16 protein-coding genes are annotated in these 21,130 nt (G+C 66.2%); 8 read left to right on the top strand and 8 right to left on the bottom strand.

Features of this window, described 5'->3' with window-relative positions; genetic code table 11:
- Positions 1–266: 266 nt before the first annotated feature.
- The 3 genes from U0042_RS05505 to U0042_RS05495 form a co-directional block, all read right to left on the bottom strand.
- Positions 267–1,412, bottom strand: a complete 1,146-nt coding sequence (locus U0042_RS05505) for a porin (RefSeq protein WP_114814464.1) — start codon at positions 1,410–1,412, stop codon at positions 267–269.
- A gap of 133 nt (positions 1,413–1,545) precedes the next feature.
- Positions 1,546–2,751, bottom strand: a complete 1,206-nt coding sequence (gene mhpT, locus U0042_RS05500) for a 3-(3-hydroxy-phenyl)propionate transporter MhpT (protein WP_114814463.1) — start codon at positions 2,749–2,751, stop codon at positions 1,546–1,548.
- Between the two features lie 323 nt (positions 2,752–3,074).
- Positions 3,075–3,602 carry a MarR family winged helix-turn-helix transcriptional regulator gene (locus U0042_RS05495; protein WP_419150493.1) on the bottom strand — a complete coding sequence of 176 codons (528 nt, stop codon included), beginning with the start codon at positions 3,600–3,602 and terminating at the stop codon, positions 3,075–3,077.
- Positions 3,603–3,873: 271 nt separating this feature from the next.
- On the opposite strand from U0042_RS05495, the gene U0042_RS05490 reads away from it, so the two are divergent.
- The 3 genes from U0042_RS05490 to U0042_RS05480 all read left to right on the top strand — a co-directional run bounded on the left by U0042_RS05490 (position 3,874) and on the right by U0042_RS05480 (position 6,973).
- Positions 3,874–4,641 carry a GntR family transcriptional regulator gene (locus U0042_RS05490; protein ID WP_114814461.1) on the top strand — a complete coding sequence of 256 codons (768 nt, stop codon included), beginning with the start codon at positions 3,874–3,876 and terminating at the stop codon, positions 4,639–4,641.
- A gap of 173 nt (positions 4,642–4,814) precedes the next feature.
- Positions 4,815–5,861: an aromatic ring-hydroxylating oxygenase subunit alpha gene (locus U0042_RS05485; protein WP_114814460.1), complete on the top strand. Its 1,047-nt coding sequence runs from the start codon at positions 4,815–4,817 to the stop codon at positions 5,859–5,861.
- Positions 5,862–6,010: 149 nt separating this feature from the next.
- Positions 6,011–6,973, top strand: coding sequence for a PDR/VanB family oxidoreductase (locus U0042_RS05480; RefSeq protein ID WP_114814459.1), 963 nt, complete (start codon positions 6,011–6,013; stop codon positions 6,971–6,973).
- A gap of 81 nt (positions 6,974–7,054) precedes the next feature.
- Here the strand turns inward: U0042_RS05480 and U0042_RS05475 are convergent, their stop codons facing one another.
- The 5 genes from U0042_RS05475 to U0042_RS05455 all read right to left on the bottom strand — a co-directional run bounded on the left by U0042_RS05475 (position 7,055) and on the right by U0042_RS05455 (position 14,553).
- Positions 7,055–8,866: an acyl-CoA dehydrogenase gene (locus U0042_RS05475; protein WP_114814458.1), complete on the bottom strand. Its 1,812-nt coding sequence runs from the start codon at positions 8,864–8,866 to the stop codon at positions 7,055–7,057.
- Positions 8,867–8,887: 21 nt separating this feature from the next.
- On the bottom strand, positions 8,888–10,777 hold the full coding sequence (locus U0042_RS05470; protein WP_114814457.1) for a feruloyl-CoA synthase: 1,890 nt from the start codon (positions 10,775–10,777) through the stop codon (positions 8,888–8,890).
- A 167-nt stretch (positions 10,778–10,944) separates the two neighbouring features.
- On the bottom strand, positions 10,945–12,396 hold the full coding sequence (locus U0042_RS05465) for an aldehyde dehydrogenase (RefSeq protein ID WP_114814456.1): 1,452 nt from the start codon (positions 12,394–12,396) through the stop codon (positions 10,945–10,947).
- A 53-nt stretch (positions 12,397–12,449) separates the two neighbouring features.
- A complete protein-coding gene (locus U0042_RS05460) occupies positions 12,450–13,277 on the bottom strand; it encodes a p-hydroxycinnamoyl CoA hydratase/lyase (RefSeq protein WP_114814455.1) in 828 nt (275 codons plus the stop codon).
- A gap of 250 nt (positions 13,278–13,527) precedes the next feature.
- Positions 13,528–14,553: a LacI family DNA-binding transcriptional regulator gene (locus tag U0042_RS05455; protein WP_114814454.1), complete on the bottom strand. Its 1,026-nt coding sequence runs from the start codon at positions 14,551–14,553 to the stop codon at positions 13,528–13,530.
- Between the two features lie 255 nt (positions 14,554–14,808).
- On the opposite strand from U0042_RS05455, the gene U0042_RS05450 reads away from it, so the two are divergent.
- From U0042_RS05450 to U0042_RS05430, 5 genes are all read left to right on the top strand, one after another.
- Positions 14,809–15,966 carry an ABC transporter ATP-binding protein gene (locus tag U0042_RS05450; protein ID WP_114814453.1) on the top strand — a complete coding sequence of 386 codons (1,158 nt, stop codon included), beginning with the start codon at positions 14,809–14,811 and terminating at the stop codon, positions 15,964–15,966.
- 49 nt (positions 15,967–16,015) lie between these two features.
- On the top strand, positions 16,016–17,266 hold the full coding sequence (locus U0042_RS05445; RefSeq protein WP_114814452.1) for an ABC transporter substrate-binding protein: 1,251 nt from the start codon (positions 16,016–16,018) through the stop codon (positions 17,264–17,266).
- Positions 17,267–17,330: 64 nt separating this feature from the next.
- Positions 17,331–18,248 carry a carbohydrate ABC transporter permease gene (locus tag U0042_RS05440; protein ID WP_232833553.1) on the top strand — a complete coding sequence of 306 codons (918 nt, stop codon included), beginning with the start codon at positions 17,331–17,333 and terminating at the stop codon, positions 18,246–18,248.
- Between the two features lie 10 nt (positions 18,249–18,258).
- Positions 18,259–19,110: a carbohydrate ABC transporter permease gene (locus U0042_RS05435; protein ID WP_114814451.1), complete on the top strand. Its 852-nt coding sequence runs from the start codon at positions 18,259–18,261 to the stop codon at positions 19,108–19,110.
- A gap of 60 nt (positions 19,111–19,170) precedes the next feature.
- Positions 19,171–21,129 (top strand): beta-galactosidase, encoded by a 1,959-nt coding sequence (locus U0042_RS05430; RefSeq protein ID WP_114814450.1) that lies wholly within the window; start codon positions 19,171–19,173, stop codon positions 21,127–21,129.
- Position 21,130 lies beyond the last annotated feature (1 nt).

Raw genomic sequence — 21,130 nt, 5'->3', positions numbered from 1 at the left:
CCTTTGTCGTAACGTCATACCTGAACAGCGAACGGCGGCAAATATCCGCTTCGCATATCCCGTGTTATCGACAAACTTTCTGTACCGTTTAGGGAAAAATCTGGCGCAATCGTTTGCGCGTGAAACTGAAATGATTAGACGCAAGCCGTCCGGCTAGAACGGACTTTCGTCTGATTTAATGCTCGATTAAATTCGCGGCAGTCGATTCGCGCGCCACTCTAGAGCGGCACGCGAAATCTCCATAAAAATCGGCGTAGCCGTCCTCGTCAGAACAAATGCTTCACGCCCACCATGGCGCCGAGTTGCCCCATGCCCGCGCCCGGCGTCGTGCCGGCACCGCCGCCGCTCACCGCGTACTTCGCCTTCGCGCTGTTCCACAGATACGAGGTCTGCGCGTAGACCGCGGTGCGCTTCGAGAACGAATACGTGGTGCGCAGCGTGGCCATCGTGGCGCGCGTGTCGTGTGCGGCGTTGACGATGCGATAGCCTTCGCCGTCCACGGTCAGGAACGGCGTGACGGCATACGAGGCGCCGAGGAAGAACAGGTTGGAATGCGCGCCGGGCGCCGCGGCCGAATCGGTGCTCACGCGCCGGCCGACCCAGCCCGCGCCGATGCGTGCGCCCGCCACGTTCGCGTAGGCGCTCACGTGCACGCGGGCGTCCTTGTCCGCACTGCTCGTGAAGGCCACGGGCGCCACGCCGTCGAAGAAGTTCGCCGCCGCGCCCGTGCCGCCGCGCTGTTCCTCATAGGACGCCGCGGCGCCAAACCACGCGCCGTCGTACTTGAGCATCACGGACCAGTCGCGGCACTGCACCGCCTGGCCCGGCACCTGGCCTGCGCACGTGCCCTGCCCCGGCGAATTGCCCGTGCCGGCGCCGTCGCGGCCGAACGAATAACCGGCGCCGAGCGTCACGCCCTTGTACGAGCCGATGTAGGTGACGGCGTTGTCCGCGCGTCCGTTCGGCACGTAGGCATCGAACGAGCCGAGACCGTAGATGTCGGGGCCGATGATGTCGGCGCCTTGCAGCGCGAGGTAGGTCATCATGTACTGGCGACCGAACGCGAGCGTGCCGTAGCTGTTGCGCAGGCCCACCCAGGCTTGCCGGCCGAACAGGCGTCCGCCCTGGCCCAGGTCGCCGCCGCGCACGTTGAAGCCGCTTTCCAGCGTGAAGAGGGCCTGGAGTCCGCCGCCCAGGTCTTCAGTGCCGCGCAGTCCCCAGCGCGACGGCATCTCGCCCGTTACGCCGGGCATGCGCACCACGTGATCGCCGGCCGCGTTCGCGTGCGACACGAATTCGACGCCCGTATCGATGATGCCGTACAGCGTGACGCTGGACTGCGCGTGCACCGTCGACGTTGCAGCGAGCGCGCAGCAAGCCCCTGCGCCCAGCAGACCGTTGAGTCTTTTCATGTTGATGTGTCTCCAATCCTGATTGATGTCGCGCTCTGGTGGCGCGTGCGAGGTTGCTTCTCTGGTTGCTTCTTTGGTTGCCTCTGGAACGACGTGCGAAAGCGTTGCTGACGAGCGCGAATGCGGCTACGTATCAATCGCTTGCCTGCGGGCGCCGAATGAGCAGCAGCGCCGCCGCGGCCGCCACCAGCGTGACCGGAATGCTCGCGCCGATGACCATCGTGGCGCTCTTGCCCGCTGCGAGCAGCGTAGCGGCCGCGAGCGGCCCGACCACCGACCCGAGCCGGCCCACCGCCACCGCGGCGCCCACGCCGGTACCGCGCATCACCGTCGGGTAATACATCGCGGCGAGCGCATACAGCACCGATTGCCCGCCCACGATGAACATGCCCGCCGCAAACGCCGCGGCCGAAAGCATGGCGAGGTCGGGCGCAGCGGCAAGCGCGGCCAGCGAAAGCACGATGCCCAGATACATTCCGCCCACCACACGCGTGGGCCGCATGCGGTCGAGCGACATGCCGATGCCGAGCGCGCCCAGCGCGCCGCCTACGTTGAAGAAGATCTGCACGATGCCGATCTGCGGACGGCCGAGGCCGCGCGCGGCCATCAGCGAGGGCAGCCAGTTGAGCAGGAAGTACAGCACGATGAGCGTGCAGAAGTAGCTGATCCACAGCGCGAGCGTGGGGACCGTGCGCTCGCCGCCGAACAGCGTGTGGGCCACGCCGGGGCGATCCACGCCCGACGTCGATGCATCGAGGAACGCGCGCGACTCCGGCAGCAGACCGATCAGCAACGGCACAAGCAGCAGCGGCCCGGCGCCGCCCACGTAGAAGATGTGCCGCCACTCCGTATCGCCCGCCAGCAGCACGCCGATCACGGATGCAATCACACCCCCGAGCGGAATGCCGCAATACATGGTGGCCACCGCGCTGCTGCGCAGCCGCGGTTCCACGGCTTCGGACGAAAGCGCGATCAGGTTCGGCAGCGCACCGCCCAGACCCAAGCCCGTCAGCGCCCGCACGATCACGAGCATCGGAAAGCTCGACACCTGCGCAGTGGCAATGGAAAGCAGCCCGAACAGGCACGCCGAAATAATGAGCACGCGCTTGCGGCCAATGCGGTCGGCAAACCGTCCGCCCAGCATTGCGCCGGGCAGCAGACCGAACGTGCCGGCGCTGAACGCGAGACCCATCTGCGCAACCGTGAGGCCGAATTCGTGTGCCATGCGCGGAGCGGCCACGCCCACCGACTGCAGGTCCAATCCTTCGAGCAGGGCCAGGGCGAAGCACAGGCCGAGCGTGGTGGCCGGCGTGCTTCTCTGCGCAACGTAAGTGTTCATCTCGTCTCCTAAGGCCGCGTGCTGCGCTGTTGGGTACACGGGCGAATATCGTTCTCGTTACAACCGGTAGCGGCCGGTCGTTGCGGGCGGCGGCGCGTGTTGCCGCCGCACCCCACAATATCAGGCAACCTGATTAATCGACCGAAAAAAAGTCCGCCTGACAGAAGGGCCGCCTTGACGCTTCAGACGACGCCTTCATGCAGCAGGGGACGGGATGATTTAATAACAGGCTACCTGAGATTTCAAGGGCAACGGCGCCGGTGTTAACCCGCAAAGACCCCTGAAAAAAGGCGGCAAAAAGAGAAGTGACGGTGGACGAAGGATCAATCGCGCAGGTTGCGCGCGAACGTTTCCATGGTGCGCTGGATCTGCGCCACGTCTTCAGCGCTGAGATCGCCCAGCATGCGGCGCTCCAGCGGACGCAACACCTGCTCGCACTCGCGCAGCATGGCCGAGCCGGCGTCGGTGAGACTGAGCAGAATCACGCGCCCGTGGTTCGGATCGCCCTCGCGCGTGACGAAGCCGCGGCTCGCCATCGCGCTCATGACCTCGTTGGCCGACTGCGGCGTGATGAACGACCGCACGGCGAGCTGTGCGTTGGAGAGCGCGCCCCGCGCTTCGAGCACCGAAAGCGCTGTGTATTGCGCGAGCGTGATGCCGAGCGGCGCGAGCGCTTCGGTCATCTGGCGCCGCAACAGCCGGTCCAGATTGCCGATGACGTAAGTGAGCCGTTGCGGCGAGCGCGCCTTCGGCTTTTCAGCGGCGGACCGTGCGGTGTTCTTCGTGCCCCTGGTACTTTTCGTGCCGTGGGTGCTCTTCATGCTTGCCGGCTTGGCGGATGTCGAACTCATGGATAGGCCTGATGGAAATCGCGGGCCATCTTACCTCACGCGTGCGCGGCAGCGGCATGGGTGTAATCGCGGCGTCGGGTCGCGCGGTCGAGCGCAATCAGTTGCGATCGGGCGCCGCCACGGCACGCGCGTCGGCGGCATCTTTGTATACATGAATCACAATACGTCGCCACACCTCCTCTCGTTTACCCGCAATTTCGCGGGTTCCATGTTGATTCATCGGCGTCGCTGTATACAATCATTGCCAATCACGCCTCTCACCGCGCAGAACATGTCCATCACCGACGCCCCCGCTCTCGACACCAAGGCAGCCACTCCCTCGCAGACCGTGCGCGCGCTGCTGGGTCTGCGCGAACTCGTGCTGGGCGGCGAACTCACGCCGGGCGAGCGCATCTCCGAACTGTGGGTGGTGGAGCGGCTGGGCGTGTCGCGCACGCCGGTTCGCGCGGCGCTCATTCGCCTTCAGGAAGAAGGGCTGATCGAACCGATTCCCACGGGCGGCTTCGCGGTGCGCGCGTTTTCCGAAGCCGAGATTCGCGACGCCATCGAACTGCGCGGCACGCTGGAAGGACTCGCCGCGCGGCTCGCCGCCGAACGCGGCGTACCCGCGGCAATGCTGCGCGAGCTGCATGACTGTGTTGACGAGATCGATACGCTGCTGGTCGGCGCGCTGAACGAAACTACGTTCTCGCACTACGTAGACGCCAACATGCGCTTTCATCGCCTGCTCGGCAAAGCCGCGGGCAGTGAAGTGGTTGCGCGGCAGATCGAGAAGGTGGCCACGCTGCCGTTTGCATCCGCGAGTGCGTTCGTGATCGTGCAGTCGCTCGATCCGCGTGCGCGCGAAACGCTCGTGGTGGCGCAGGCGCAGCATCGCGCGGTACTGGAGGCCATCGAGCAGCGCCAGGGCGCGCGCGCCGAAGCGCTGATGCGCGAGCACTCGCAGATCGCTCACGAAAACCTGAAGCGCGTGCTCGACAACCAGCGCGCGATGACGAAGCTCACGGGCGGCAACCTGATTCGACGCAACGCACGCTAACGCCACCCGCTCTCAGCACCGTGCTTGCGCCGGTGCCTGAAGGAACGGCATCGCGCAACGGTGATCGCGGCGCCTGGACGGCACACGCAGGCACCGCACCTGTCGGATGTGACTCGTGGGTTCGCCCCGAGCGGCCCACGCTTACGGCGTAAGAACACGCCAGGAGGAGACGAATGTTCCTGAAAGACACGTGGTACGTAGCCTGTACGCCCGATGAAATCGAAGGCAAGCCGCTCGGCCGGCAGATTTGCGGGGAACGTATGGTGTTTTTTCGTGACGCGAGCGGCAGTGTCGCAGCGCTCGAAGACTTCTGTCCGCATCGCGGCGCGCCGCTTTCGCTCGGCACGGTGCGCAACGGCCAGCTCGTCTGCGGCTATCACGGGCTCACGATGGGCGCCGAAGGCAAGTGCGTGAGCATGCCGTGCCAGCGCGTAGGCGGCATTCCCGCGGTGCGCCGTTACCCCGCTGTCGAGCGATACGGCTTCATCTGGGTCTGGCCCGGCGACGCGGACAAGGCCGATCCGGCTGCCATCCCTCACCTCGAATGGGCCGGGCATCCCGATTGGGCCTATGGCGGCGGGCTGTATCACGTGAAGTGCGACTATCGGCTCATGATCGACAACCTCATGGACCTCACGCACGAGACCTACGTGCACGCCACGAGCATCGGGCAGCCCGAGATCGAGGAAGCGCCGCCCGCAACGAAGGTGAACGGCGACACAGTCACCACAAGCCGCTTCATGCACGGCATCCTGCCGCCGCCGTTCTGGGCCGCCGCATTGCGCGCCAAAGGGATGGCCGACAACGTACCGTGCGACCGCTGGCAGATCTGCCACTTCACGCCGCCCAGCCACGTGATGATCGAAGTCGGCGTTGCGCACGCGGGCAAGGGCGGCTACGACGCGGACGCGAGCGACAAGGCATCGAGCATCGTGGTCGATTTCATCACGCCGGAAACGGAGACCTCGATCTGGTACTTCTGGGGCATGGCGCGCAGCTTCGCCGTGCACGATGCCGCGCTCACCGACAGCTTGCGCACGGGCCAGGGCAAGATTTTCGCGGAAGACCTGGAGATGCTCGAAGCACAGCAGCGCAATCTGCTGGCGTGGCCGGACCGCCCGCTGCTGAAGCTCAACATCGACGCGGGCGGCGTGCAGTCGCGACGCGTGCTTGAGCGGCTAATCAACGAAGAGCGGGCCGCGAGCGCTCAGGCCGCCTGACTTCGTCAGACCTCGCTGAAATTCGCACGAGTTCAGCTGAGTTCCCCGCTCACGATTCGACTCGCCGCCGCGCGTTCGTATGCGCCTCTTCTCGCGAGATGTGCTCATACGTTCGCGCGGCAAGCCCCTGCCTGCCCCGGACAACGCCTATGAAGGTCACGCTTACCCGCAAACTCGCCGTCGCCACGGACATCTGCCTCTTCGAACTCGCGCCCGCCGAGGGCACGACGCTGCCGCCGTTCACGGCCGGCGCGCACATCGACGTCCATGTGGGCGGCTTCGTTCGCCAGTATTCGCTGTGCAACAGTCCAACGGAGCGCAACGTGTACCGCATCGGCGTGCTGCGCGAAGCGGCCTCGCGGGGCGGGTCTGTCGCGATGCATGCCTGCGTGCCGGGCACGACGCTCGACATCAGCGAACCGCGCAATCACTTTGCGCTCCCCGCTGAAGCTGCGCACAGCATCCTGCTGGCGGGCGGCATCGGCATTACGCCGCTCATGAGCATGGCGGCGCATCTGCACGAAACGGGCGGCTCGTTCGAGCTGCATTACTGCACGCGCGAGCCGCAACGTGCCGCGTTTCTCGATCAATTGGAGACGCCGCCGTTCCGGCATCGTGCGCACTGCTATTTCGACAACGATCCCGCCGGCAGGCGTATCGACTTCGCGCAGGTGCTCGCGCGTCCCGAGCGCGGCAAGCATCTCTACGTGTGCGGGCCGGCGGGTTTCATCGATGCCGCGCTGACCGCGGCCGCGCAAGCGGGGTGGGCGAGCGGCAACGTGCATCGGGAATATTTCGGCGCTGCGGCCACAAACCCGCCGGCCGTGGGCTCTGCGGGCAACGAGAGCCCCTTCCAGGTCTCGCTTGCAAGCTCGGGGCGCGTGGTGGACGTACCGGTGGGCACGTCCATCGTGGAGGCGTTGCGGGGATGCGGCGTCGAGGTGCCCGTCTCGTGCGAGCAGGGCGTGTGCGGCACCTGCCTCACGCGCGTGTTGTCCGGCACGCCCGATCACCGCGACGTCTATCTCACGGACGAGGAGCGCGCCGCGAACGATCAGATGCTGCCGTGCTGTTCGCGCGCGCTCACGCCGATGCTGGTGCTGGATCTTTGAAGTGATGCGCTGAACGCGTGGGCTCGCGTTCAGCGCAATACACACGCTATGCACGCGTTACGCACGCGCGCCTGAGGACTATCAGGCGGCAACGTGCCCCGCAGCGGGCAACGCCGCCTTGCATCCCGCTTCGACGAGCGCGAGACGATGCTCGAACGCGGTGAGCGGATAGTCGAAGAAATACGCACCTGTAGCCCGTTTTTCGACATAGAACGGATCGGCGTCGCCGGCCGCAGTCGCAGCACTCACGATACGCAACGTACGCGCCCACGCGAACGCGAGCAGCAGCCAGCCCAGCAGCGCGAGATAGTCGCTCGCCACGCGGTACGGCAGCTCGGCGTCGTCGTTGCCCACGCGTATCACGTCGCGCGTCACACGTTCCACGTCCGCGCACAGCGCGTCGAGCCGCTCGCCTGCGGAAGCCGTGCGGCTGTCCGCGGCGTGCGTGCACTCGCGGCAACGCGACGCTTCTACGCGCAGATGAGCCAGCAGCGTCCGCAAGCCCTCGCCGCGATCGGCCATGACCTTGCGCGCGAGCAGATCGATGGCCTGAACCTCGTTGGTACCTTCGTAGAGCATCGACACGCGGCTGTCCCGCACGGTCTGCTCGATGCCGTATTCGTGGATGTAGCCGTAGCCGCCGAACACCTGCAACGCGTTCGACGCCGCGGCAAAACCGTTCTCCGTGAAGAACGCCTTCGTAATGGGCGTGAGCAGCGAAGCGAGCGTGGCGGCCTCCTGCCGGGCCGACGCATCCGGATGATGCGCGGCCACGTCGAGCCAATGTCCCGCCCAGTAGCCGATGACGCGTTCGCCCTCCACGATGGCACGACTGTCGAGCAGCAGGCGCCGTATCGCGGGATGCGAGGCAATGGGCGCCGAAGCGCGCGCCTCCGCAACGGAGGACGAAGCCACGGCGCGCCCCTGCACGCGTTCGAGCGCATACGCCGACGCCCGCTGCCACGCGCTCTGTGCATGCCCCACGCCCTGCATCGCGACCTGCAGGCGCGCCGCGTTCATCATCACGAACATCGAGGCGAGCCCGCGATGCGGCTCGCCCACCATCCAGCCCAGCGCGTTTTCGAAGGCCATCGTGCAGGTGGGGCTCGCCTTGAGCCCCATCTTCTTTTCGATGCCTTCACAGCGCACGCCGTTGCGTTCGCGTCCCGCGGGCGTATCGATCCACTTCGGCACGACGAAGAGCGAAAGCCCTTTCGTGCCCGACGGCGCGTCGGGCAAGCGGGCGAGCACCAGATGCACGATGTTCTCCGTCATGTCGTGCTCGCCGCCGGTGATGAAAATCTTCGTACCGCTGATGCGATAGCCGTCGCCGGAAGCGTCGGGCACGGCACGCGTGCGCAGCAAGCCGAGGTCGCTGCCGGCCTGCGGTTCGGTCAGGCACATCGTGGTGAGCCATGCGCCGCTCGCCACCTTGGGCAGGAAGTCGCGCTGCACGCGCTCGGACCCATGCGCCTGAAGGCACGCGGTGGCGCCGTGCGTGAGACCGGGCGACATGAGCCATGCGTGGTTCGCGGCCGCCAGCATTTCCTGGAGCGCGACGTCGAGCAGTTGAGGCAGGCCCTGGCCGCCGCAATCGGTATCGAGCGCGAGCGTCGGCCAGCCGGCCTCCACGTATTCGCTGTAGGCCTCGGCAAAGCCGGCTGGCATGGCGACCTCGCCGCTCTCGAAGCGGCAGCCTTCCAGGTCGCCGCTCGCGTTGAGCGGCGCGATGCGTTCCTGAACGAAACGCGCGGCTTCGTCGAGCACCTGCTGCGCCGTGGAAAGATCGAGATCGCTCCATTGCGGCACCGTGCGCCACAGCGATGGCGCATCGAGCCACTCGCCGATCACGAAACCCATGTCGCGCAGCGGCGCGCGGTAATCGAGACTCATCGTGCAGACCTTTGCGCGAACTCAGTTGGGTGCAGCGTGGCTGGCGAGGATCACGCCGGCATCGGCGGCATCCGTCGCATACATCGCCTCGATCTGCGCCGCGCGATGCGTGAGCACGGCGCGCTGGTTGATCGAGCCTTTGTCCGTGATCTCGCCCAGATCGAGCGATGGCGACACGTCGAGCAGCAGCATGCGCGTGATCAACGTCGCGCTGCCCGTCGCGCTGCGATTGAGGCGCGCGAGCAGGTCCGCGAAAAACGCGCGCACGGCGGGCGCCGCCAGCACGGCGCGCGCATCCGCGTCGGGCGGCATGGCCGCGAGACGCCGGCAATCGTCGAGACGCGGGAAGATCATGGCGCCCACGTCGTCGCGATTCATGCCCGTGATGACGGCGTCCTGCACATAAGGCGCGCCCGTCGACACGATGCGTGCCCGCATGGGCCCCACGCTCACGAACGTGCCCGACGAGAGCTTGAAGTCCTCTGCAATGCGGCCGTCGAACATCATGCCGATCTCGGGACGTTCGGGGTCCACGAAGCGCACGGCGTCGCCCGTGCGGTAGTAGCCCTCTTCGTCGAACACGTCGCGCTGCTCGGCCTGCGTGGCGCGCCAGTAGCCGGCCATGACGTGCGGGCCGCGAAAGCGCGCCTCCAGCTTGCCGTCCACGGGCACGAACTTCGCCTCGCAACCATGCGCCGGCAGCCCGATATATCCGGCGCCCGAATGCGGACCCGTGGTGAACATGCACGACGGCGACGTCTCCGTCATGCCGAGCCCGGCCATGATGCGGATGCGTTCGCCGCAGTACTGCTGCGTCACGCGTTCCAGGCGGTCCCAGGCGGCCTGCGAAAGCCCCGCACCCGCAAAGAAATACATCTTCACGCGCGAGAAAAACGTGGCGCGCAACTGCGCGTCCTGTTCGAGCGCGATGGCGAGTTCTTCCCAGCCCTTCGGTACGTTGAAGTAGACCGTGGGCGCGATTTCGCGCAGATTGCGCAGCGTCTCGTCGAACTTGCCGGCCACGGGCTTGCCGTCGTCGATGTAGAGCGTGCCGCCGTTATAAAGCACGATGCCCACGTTATGGCTGCCGCCGAACGTGTGGTTCCACGGCAGCCAGTCCACCAGCACGGGCGGTTCCAGGCCGAATTGCGGGAACGTCTCCAGCAGCATCTGCTGGTTGCTGCACAGCATGCGGTGCGTGGTGGGCACCGCTTTCGGCAACCGTGTGGAGCCGGATGTGAAGAGAAATTTCGCGATGGTGTCGGCGGTGAGCGAGGACTGAACGGCGTCCACGGTGGTGGGCACCGTATCGAGCAGCGACGAGAGGTGCGTCACGCCTTGCATGTCCGCGGGCGCGGACGCGACGACGCGCTCCACGTCGGGCGGCACCACGGCGTCGAAGGCACGCGCGAACGCGGCGCCGTCGGAGGCGAACACGAGCCCCGGCGTCAGCAGGTCGAACGCATGCCGCAACTTGCCGAAGTCGCTCGACACGAGCGAATATGCGGGCGAAATAGGCGCATGCGGAATGCCGGCCCACATCGCGCCGAAGGCCATCTGCAGATGTTCGAGGTCGTTGCCCGAGAGAATCGCTACCGGCCGTTGCGCGGAAAGACCGCGGTCCAGCAGCGCCTGGCCGATGGCCCGCGCGCGCTCCAGCATCTGCGCGTAGGTGATGCCGATCCACTGGCCGTCAGCACCGCGCCGTGCCACCAGCAAGCGGTCCGGATGGCGCGCGGCGCCGCTCGCGAGACGGTCGGTGAGGCAGCGCGGATAGTCGCCGAGCGGCGCATCGGCGCGCGCGTACCAGCAGCCGTTGCGCGTTTCGATGCGCGGCGGCGTGGAGCCGATCGCGACCGACCGGTACGGCACATCCGCCGACGGCTGCGAGGCGCCGGCAGCTGTGCCCAAAGGGCTTGCATACGCATCCAAGGCGTGTCTCCTGTCTGCATGCCGGCCGGTGCGCTCACGTGCCGGCAGCAGATTCGTCGTGTTGTTATGTTCGTGGGTGTCCGGTCCGCGCGACCCGGTCTCCGCGACCGGGTCTGCTCCCAACCGCTTCGAACGAGCCGGCCCGTTCAGATCGGATAGTGGCGCGGGCCTGTTTGAACCGTGATCCAGCGCAGGTCCGTGAATTCCGCAACGGACGCCTTACTGCCGAACCGCCCGTATCCGCTCGCCTTCACGCCGCCGAACGGCATCTGCGCTTCGTCGTGCACCGTCGGGCCGTTGATGTGGCAGATGCCCGACTCGATGCGCTTCGCCACCTGCATCGCACGCGCGATGTCGCGGCTGAACACCGCTGCCGAAAGACCATACTCGCTGTCGTTCGCCAGGGCGAGCGCCTCTTCGTCGCCGTCCACGCGCTGCACCGTGACCACGGGCCCGAACGATTCGTCGGCGTAGAGCTTCATGTTCCGCGTCACGCCGTCCACGATAACAGGCTGCATCACGGCGCCCGTCACTTCGCAGCCGAGCGGCAGCGCGGCGCCGTGGGCGCGCGCGTCTTCCACGAGCGCCTTGATGCGCTGTGCCGCGCCCACGCTTTCCAGCGTGCCGAGCGCGACGCCCGGCGCGGCGGGGTCGCCGGCCTTCAGCGTGCGCGCCTTCGCGACGAGCTTCTCGACGAAGGCGTCCGCCACCTTGCGGTCGACGATCACACGTTCCGTCGACATGCAGATCTGCCCCTGGTTGAAGAACGCACCGAAGGCGACGGCCTGCACGGCGGCGTCGACGTCGGCATCGTCCAGCACCAGCACGGGCGCCTTGCCGCCCAGTTCGAGCAGCGCGGGCTTCAAGTGCCGCGCCGAGAGCTCGGCAACGATGCGCCCCACGCGCGTGGAGCCCGTGAAGTTCACGCGCTTCACGGCGGGGTTCGCGATCAGACGTTCGACGATAGCGGGCGCGTCTGCGGCGGCATGCGTAATCACGTTCACGACGCCGTCGCCCAGACCCGCATCGTGCAGCACGCTGCCGATCAGACGATGCACGCCGGGGCAACCTTCGGACGCCTTCAGCACCACAGTGTTGCCGCATGCGAGCGGCATGGCGAGTGCGCGCGTGCCGAGAATCACGGGCGCATTCCACGGCGCCATGCCGAGCACTACGCCGCAGGGCTGGCGCACGGCCATGGCGAGACTGCCGGGCACGTCGGAGGGAATCACGGCGCCGTCGATCTGCGTCGTCATAGCCGCGGCCTCGCGCAGCATGTTGGCCGCGAGCATCACGTTGAAGCCGTACCAGTTCGGCATGGCGCCTGTTTCAGCGGTGCCGATGGCGATGAAGTCGGCGGCGCGGGCGTCCATGAGGTCGGCCGCAGCGGCAAGCCGCTTGCGGCGCTCAGTCGGCCCGAGCGTGGACCACGCCGGGAAGGCGCGCGCGGCAGCGGCCACCGCGGCGTCCGCATCGGCCAGCGTGGCGGCCGCTGCGCGCGACACCGGCTGCCCGCTCGCCGGACCGATCCGCTCGAACGTTTCATGGTCCGACGCGCCGCGCGACACGCCGTCGATCAACAAGCTCACCTCGTGCATTTCGATGTCTCCGCTCAGGTCTCGTCCGTTCCTGTCTTGTCCGCTATTGCGCCTTAGCGGCGGTAGCTTTGCAGACCGGGCTTGATGCTCTTGTCGTCGAGGAACTGCTTGAGGCCCTGGGCACGGCCGCCTTCGGGGTCGCGGTAATTGGCCTGGTCGAGCTTGGCGTAGAGGTAGTCCTCGTTCTGCTCCCACGTGAGTTCGCGGCAGCGCTTGAAGCCGTGCTTCGCGTTGCGCAGCACCACGGGGTTCTTGTCGAGCAGCTTCGCCGCGAGCGCGCGCACTTCTTCGCGCAGTTCCGCGCGCGGCACGCTCTTGTTCACGAGGCCCATCTGCGCCGCCTGCTGGCCCGTGAAGGTCTCGCCCGTCATGATGTAGTAGAGCGCCTGGCGGTGCCCCACGGTATCGGCCATGGCCTTGCTGACGAGGTTGCCCGGCGGGATGCCCCAGTTGATTTCCGAGAGGCCGAACACGGCTTCGTCCGCGGCGATGGCGAGGTCGCAGGCCACGAGCGGCGAGAATCCGCCGCCGAAGCACCAGCCGTTCACCATCGCGATGGTGGGCTTCGAATACATGCGCAGCAGTTGCCACTGCCAGCGGCTCGCGTCGCGGCGAATCTTTTCCTGCAGGATTTCAGGGCCGGCATCCACTTCGCGGAAGTATTCCTTCAGGTCCATGCCGGCCGTCCACGCGTCGCCTTCGCCCGTCAGCACCAGCACCTGGGCTTCCGGGTCCAGCTCCACGGTCTCGAGCACGTTCGTCATCTCGGAATTGAGCGTGGGGCTCATTGCATTGCGCTTTTCCGGCCGGTTCAGCGTCACCCACGCGATGCCGCCCTCCACCACCACCTTGACCGTGCTCCAGCGACCTTCGTAACTCATCTCTTCTCTCCATGAACAGTGCCGCGATTGCGACTTGCCACCAATTTACTATCAGGCTACCTGATATGTAAAGCGTCATCGGTACGCCTTGGGACAAACCCCTAATCGGGCGCGAACCTTCGGTCTGCTACGTCATGGAAGGCCATGGAAGCGGCGGCAAGGACGCTAAAGAAGACGCCCCGGCAAGGCCGGGGCGCGAGGGGCAGAGACAGTGGTGGGCGCGCGGTTGCGTTTGCCGCCCGGCGCGGCTTCAACCGCGTCGCCGCGGCGGCGCCGGGCCTGTCGATTCGCGCACCACGAGTTCGGGTCCGCGCACGGCGTACATTTCCTGGGCCGGCGCGGTGCCTTCCACCATTTCGAGCGCGAGCGTAATAGAGCGCGCGGCGATCTCCGCCGTCGGAAAACGCACCGTCGTGAGCGCGGGGCGAAACTGGTGCGAAAGCTGGATGTCGGTGATGCCGATCACGGAAAGATCGTCGGGCACGCGCTTGCCCAGATCCGCAGCGGCCTGCATGGCGCCGATGGCCATCAGGTCGTTCGTCGCGAAGAGCGCGGTCAAGGCGGAATGCTTGCGCAACAGCGTCATGGCGGCCTCGTAGCCGCCTTCGATCGAATCGCGCGTGCGCGCCGCGACGAGCGACTTCGCCGCATGACCGCGCGCCGCGAGCCCGCTTTCGAAGCCCGCCACGCGCACCGTTTGCGGACCACCCGACCCTTCGCCCACCAGCGCGCCGAACTTGCGGTGCCCGAGTTCCGAGAGATGGCCGGCGGCCAGCGCACCCGCCGCCGCGAAGTCGACCGTCACGCACGGCAGCGCACGCGTGGGCTGCACGTGCTCCCACATGCAGAGCACGACGGCCGCGCCGCGCCCCGCCACTTCCACCAGTTCGCGCTCGGCGAGGTCGGTGTTCATCACGATCACGCCCGCGGCCAGCGTGCCCGCAATCTGGTCCAGGTAGGCGCGCGTGATGGCGGGGTCGTCGTCGGTATTGCAGACCAGCAGGAAATAGCCGCGCTTGCGCGCCTCGCGTTCGGCCGCGAGCACGAACTCCGGGTAGAACGGATTGGCAATGTTGGAGAGCATGAGCGCAAGCGTGGACGTGCGGCCCTGGGCCAACGCGCGCGCCGTGAGGTTGGGCCGGTAGCCCAGTTCGCGGATGGCGGCCATCACGCGTTCCACCGTTTCGGGCTTCACCTTCTGCGGATTGCGCAGCACGTTCGACACGGTCGCGCCCGTCACCTTCGCGCGCCGCGCCACTTCGGCGAGGGTCACCATGGCGTGCGCGATCCACGCTCGCGAAATCGCGCCACGCACGTGGCCATAGCGTTACTCATATGCTGGGATGGCGTCTCAAAAAGTTGCACCGCTGAAATCGCTGAGCTAAGTTCTGGTCCATAACGAACTTGCAGGAGACGACATGGTAAGGCCGCTGCCGGACTTTGCAACACAAAAATTTAAGCGCTTAAATGCGAGCGGAAATCGCAAGAATCGCGCTGGGCACAGCGGCGCCCTGCCCGGCGGGAGCACGCGATGACCACCATTTCGCTGCGCCATGTCTCGAAGCAATACGGCCAGCATCGGCCCGTCTTGCAGGACGTCAACCTCGACATCGGCGACCACGAATTCTGCGTGTTCCTCGGGCCCTCAGGCTGCGGGAAGTCGACGCTGCTGCGCATCATCGCGGGGCTCGAAGAACTGACCACGGGCGAACTTCTCATCGGCGGCGAGCGCATGAACGAAACGCCGCCCGCGGAGCGCGGCGTCGCGATGGTGTTCCAGAGCTACGCCCTGTTTCCCCACATGACCGTGTTCGACAACATCGGCTTCGGTCTGCGTATTGCGGGCGTGCCGAAGGACGAGATTCGTCGCCGCGTGCTGGAGGCGGCGCGCGTGCTGCAACTCGACGAATTGCTGGAGCGTCGCCCGAAGCAGCTTTCGGGCGGGCAACGCCAACGCGTTGCCATTGGCCGCGCTATCGTGCGCGAGCCGAAAGTGTTTCTCTTCGACGAACCGCTCTCGAATCTCGATGCGGCGTTACGCGGACAGACGCGCATCGAAATCGCCCGGCTGCATGGGCGCTTTCGCGAAGCCAGCTCGGTCTATGTGACGCACGATCAGGTGGAAGCCATGACGCTCGCCGACAAGATCGTGCTGCTACGCTCCGGCGAAGACGTGGCGCGCGAGGGCAGCATCGCGCAGATCGGCGCGCCGCTCGACCTCTACCATCGCCCGGCCAGCCTTTTCGTGGCCGGGTTCATCGGCTCGCCGCGCATGAATTTCCTGCCCGCCACCATCGCCGCCATGAACGGCGAGACCATCGAACTGCGCCTCGACTCTACGGGCGAGTCAGTGACGTTGCATGAGCGTTCGCCGCAACGCGCGCTCTCGCCGGGCGAGCGCGTCACGCTCGGCATTCGCCCCGAGCATCTCTCGCCCATGCCGTCTCGCGACGCCGCACCGGCCGGCACGATCACGCGCACGGTGCTGCTGGTGGAGCAACTGGGCGAGGCCGCCTACGTGCATCTCGACCAGCCGGGCGGCACGCCGCTGCTCGCGAAATCGCCAGGCACGTCGACGCTGCGCGAAGGCGAGCGGCAATCGTTCCATTTACCCGAAGGCTTGTGCCACCTGTTCGACGCAACCGGCAAAGCCGTTTTGCAGAGCCGTGAGGTGCTGGCCATCGCGTAAGAGAAAAGCAGCCCACACGTAAAACACACCAACTGAAGGAGACAAGGACATGAAGCTCAACGCACGTGCGCTCGCGATCGCCTGCCTCACCGGCGCCGCTTTCGCAGCGGCCACGGTGGCCACAGTGGCAGATGCAGGCACGCTCACCGTCAACGTTTCGGCGCGCGGCAACCAGCGCGCCACCTGGCAGGAGGCCTTCGATCAATTCAGGAAGGCCAATCCCGACATCGAGCTGAAAGTGACCTACGTTGGCGAGGAAGCCTACAAGGTGCAGATTTCCGGCTGGCTCGCCACTGATCCGCCCGACGTGCTCAGCTGGCACAACGGCGAGCGCATGGCGTACTTCGCGAAGCGCGGCCTGCTGGAAGACCTCAGCGGCGACTGGCAGAAGAACGGCTGGAACAACACCTATGCTTCCGTGAAGCAGTCGTCCAGCTACGCGGGCAAGCAGTACAGCCTGCCGCTCGGCTACGACGCCTACGGTTTCTTCTATCGCAAGGACCTGTTCCAGAAGGCCGGCATTTCGGGCGAGCCCGCCAGCTGGCCGCAGTTTCTCGAAGACTGCCGCAAGCTGAAGGCCGCAGGCGTGGCGCCCATCGCCGTGGCCGCACGCGACTCGTGGACACTGGCCGCATGGTTTGACTACCTCGACCTGCGCATCAACGGCTACGCGTTTCACCAGCAGTTGATGGCCGGCGACGTCGCTTACACCGACCCGCGCGTGAAGCGCGTGTACGAAGCGTGGAAGACGCTGATCGACAACAAGTACTTCATCGACAACGCGCTTTCGTACGACGTCGATTCCATCGGTCCGCTGCTCGTGAACGGCCAGGCCGCGATGATGCTGATGGGCACCTTCTTCTCCGCCGGCCTGCCCGCGGCCACGCGCAACGAGATGGGTTTCTTCCGCTTCCCAGTGATCGACGCATCGGTGCCCGTGGCCGAAGACGGCCCCGTCAACGTGCTGATCGTGCCCGCGAAAGCGAAGGACAAGGCTGATGCACGGCGCCTGCTCGCCTTCATGGGAACGCCGCAGATCAACGGCGAACTCGCAAAGGGCTGGGGTCAACTGCCTTCGAACAACAAGGCGCCTGAGCCGCAAGACCCCATCTCGAAGGTCGGCTTCCAGACGCTTTCCAGCACGACGGGTGGCATCGCACAGTTCTACGACCGCGACATGACGAAGGAAATGGCCGACGAAGGCATGAAGGCCATGCAGCAGTTCTTCTCCGACCCGACGCAGATCGATTCCATCCTGCAGCGGCTCGAAGCCACGCGCAAGCGCATCTACAAAAAGTAGACGCGCAACCACTGACGGGGCGATGCACGCATCGCTCCGCTCATGAACCGCCGGAATTGCACTCATGTCGCTTACCGCCACTCATCGCGCGCGCTCGCAGGCGCCACGGTCCGCCGCACGCAAACCGGTGCCGCTCAACCAGCGGCGCACGCGTGCCGCGCTGCTGTTTCTGCTGCCGGGCCTGGCGCTCTTCGCCGTGTTCGTCATCTATCCGATTGCGAGCAGCATCAGTCTCAGCTTCCATCACTGGGACGGCATGACGGCGAAGACTTTCGCCGGGCTCGACAACTACCGCGAGCTGTTTGCGTCGGACACGTTCTACGTCGCGCTCAAGAACAACCTGATCTGGCTCGTGCTGTTTCTGCTCGCGCCACCGGCGGGCCTCGCGCTCGCGCTGTATCTGAATCAAAACGTGTTCGGCATCCGGCTCGTGAAGTCGCTGTTCTTCGCGCCGTTCGTATTGCCGGGCGTCGTGGTGGGCCTCGTGTTCTCGTGGTTCTACGACCCCACGTTCGGACTGCTCAAGCTGATCGTGGGCCACGGCATTCCGGTGCTGGGCGATCCGCACTACGTCACCTACGGCATCATCTTCGCCGCGCTGTGGCCGCAGATACCGTTCTGCATGATCCTCTACCTCACGGGGCTCACGGGCATCAACAGCGAGATCATCGAGGCGGCGCGCATGGAAGGCGCGCGCGGCTTCACGCTGCTGTGGCACGTCATCCTGCCGCAATTGCGGCCCGCCACTTTCATGGCCGTGGTGCTCACCGTGATCGGCGCATTGCGCAGCTTCGATCTGATTTCCGTGATGAGCGGCGGCGGCCCGTTCGACAGTTCCACCGTGCTCGCCTACTTCATGTACGACCAGGCCATCAAGTACTACCGCGAAGGCTATTCAGCGGCCATCGCCGTGGTGCTGTTCGCCATCATGCTGGTCTACATCGTGTGGCAATTGCGCCGCCTCGTGCGCGTCGAATCGTAAGGAATCCGTCATGTATCCGATGCCCGTGCAACGGTGGCGTCCCGCGCCGCGTTTCCTCTATCGCCTCTCGCTGCCTGTGGCGCTGCTGCTCTGGCTCGTGCCGCTCATCGCGGTACTCGTCACGTCGGTGCGCTCCACCGACGAGCTTGCCGCCGGCAACTACTGGGGCTGGCCTCAGCATTTCGCGTTCATCGAAAACTACGGCACGGCGCTGACACAAACGCCGATGCTCCACTACTTCTGGAATAGCTGCCTGATTACGCTGCCCGCCGTGGCGGTATCGATTTTTCTCGCCTCGATGGCCGGCCACGCGCTGGCGAACTATCGCTTTCGCGGCAACGCCGTGCTGCTTGGGCTCTTCGTGGCAGGCAACTTCGTGCCCATCCAGATTCTGATGATTCCCGTGCGCGAGTTGATGCTCGGGCTCAATCTCTACAACACGGTCTGGGCGCTCGTGCTCTTTCACGCCGCTTTTCAGACGGGTTTCTGCACGCTGTTCCTGCGCAACTTCATTCGCGAGTTGCCCTACGAGTTGATCGAGGCCGCCCGCATCGAAGGCGCGAGCGAATGGAGCATCTATCTGCGCGTGGTGCTGCCGCTCGTGCGGCCCGCGCTCGCCGCGCTGGCGATTCTCGTCTTCACGTTCGTCTGGAACGACTACTTCTGGGCGCTGTGCCTCACGCAAGGCGACGACGCCGCGCCTATCACCGTGGGCGTGGCCGCGTTGCGCGGGCAATGGACGACGGCATGGAACCTCGTGTCCGCAGGTTCCGTGCTTGCGGCGCTGCCTTCGGTGGCCATGTTCTTCGCCATGCAGAAGCACTTCGTGGCAGGCCTCACGTTCGGCGCGACGAAGGGCTGACGCGCGAACGGCAAGCGCCTGCTGCATAACCACTCAACCACGATGCAAGGAACGACTTCAATGCAACTCGGCGTCTGTTACTACCCGGAACACTGGCCCGCCCACCAATGGGAGAGCGACGCGCGGCGCATGGCGGAACTCGGCATCGCGCGCGTGCGCATCGCCGAGTTCGCGTGGAGCCGTATGGAACCGGAGCCGGGACGTTACGAGTGGGCATGGCTCGACGACGCCATTGCGACGCTCGCGCGCCACGGGTTGAAGATCGTGCTCGGCACGCCGACGGCCTCGCCGCCGAAGTGGCTCGTGGACCAGCATCCGGAAATACTGCCCGTCATGCGCGACGGCACCGTCATGCAATTCGGTTCGCGACGCCACTACGACATTTCCAGCCCCGTCTATCGCGAGCATTGCGCGCGCATCGTCGGCGAGATGGTGCGGCGCTACGGTCGTCACCCCGCCGTGGTGGCCTGGCAGACGGACAACGAACTGGGCTGCCACAACACGGTGCCGGCCTACACGCAGGCGGCACTGCAACGCTTTCGCCGCTGGCTCGCCGACCGCTACGACACCATCGGTGCGCTGAACGCGGCGTGGGGCAACGTGTTCTGGAGCATGGAATACCGGCACTTCGACGAGATCGGGCTGCCGCAATGCACGCCCACCGATCTCAATCCGTCGCACGTGCTCGACTTTCGCCGCTTTCAGTCCGACGAGGTGGCAAGCTTTCACGCGTTGCAAGCCGAACTGATTCGCGCACATGCGCCGGGGCGCGATCTGCTGCACAACTTCATGGGCTTCTTCACCGCGTTCGATCACTACGCGTTTGCGCGTCACGGTCTCGACGTGGCCGCCTGGGACAGTTACCCGGTGCCGCGCACGGAGGTGCTGCCGCTCGGGGAGGCCGACAAGCATCGCTGGGCACGTACCGGGCATCCCGATGTCTCGGCGTTCAGTCACGACCTCTATCGCGGTATCGGCAACGGCCGCATGTGGGTCATGGAGCAACAGGCGGGGCCCGTGAACTGGGCACCGTGGAACCCGGTGCCGCAGCCCGGCGTCGTGCGGCTCTGGACATGGGAAGCCTTCGCGCACGGTGCGGAACTGGTCTCGTATTTCCGCTGGCGCCAGTGTCCTTATGCGCAGGAACAGATGCACTCGGGGCTGCATGCACCGGACGACACGCTCTCGCAAGGCGGCCGGGAAGTGGCGCAGGTCGGCGAGGAATTGCGCGCGCTCGGCACGGCCCGTTATGCGACGCAGCACGCGAGCGTCGCGCTGCTGTTCGATTACGAAGCGGACTGGGTCGTGAGCGCACAGCCGCACGGTGCCGACTTCGACTATCAGCATCACGTGTTCGAGTGGTACAGCGCGTTGCGCTCGCTGGGCCTCGACGTCGACATCGTGTCGGCGCATGCCGACGTTGCCGGCTACCGGCTCGTCGTCGCGCCCACATTGCCCATCCTGCCGGACAGCGTGATCGCCCAGATCGAGCGCGGCGCGAGCCACTGGATTTTCGGGCCCCGCACGGGATCGAAGACCAGCAGCTTCGCCATCACGCCCGAGTTGCCGCCCGGCAAGCTGCAACGCGTGCTGCCCGTCCGGATCGCGGAGGTCGAATCGCTGCGGCCATCCATTCGCCCGGCCATTCGCTTCGAAGGCGCCGAGGGGCACGCGCTGCGCTGGCGCGACCGTGCCCAGCCAGGCGCCGGCACCGACGTGCTCGCCCGGTTCGACGACGGCGTGCCCGCGCTGCTGCGCCACGGCCGCGTGAGCCTCGTGACGGCCTGTTTCGACGAGGCGATGCTGCGCGCCATCGTGGCACACTGCGTGCGCGATGCGGGCATCGAGGCCATACTGCTGCCCGAGGGACTGCGGCTGCGCACACGCGGGCCGCTCCGTTTCGCCATCAACTACAGCGACGAACCGCACGCCGTGCCCGCACCGCACGGCGCGCGGTTCGTGCTGGGCGGCCCGCGGGTGGAACCTGTGGGCGTCGCCGCCTGGATCGAGGACGATTAAC

Origin of the sequence: Paraburkholderia kururiensis (assembly GCF_034424375.1) — a bacterium.
GTDB lineage: Bacteria > Pseudomonadota > Gammaproteobacteria > Burkholderiales > Burkholderiaceae > Paraburkholderia > Paraburkholderia kururiensis_A.
This window is presented reverse-complemented; position numbering and strand designations above follow the sequence as displayed.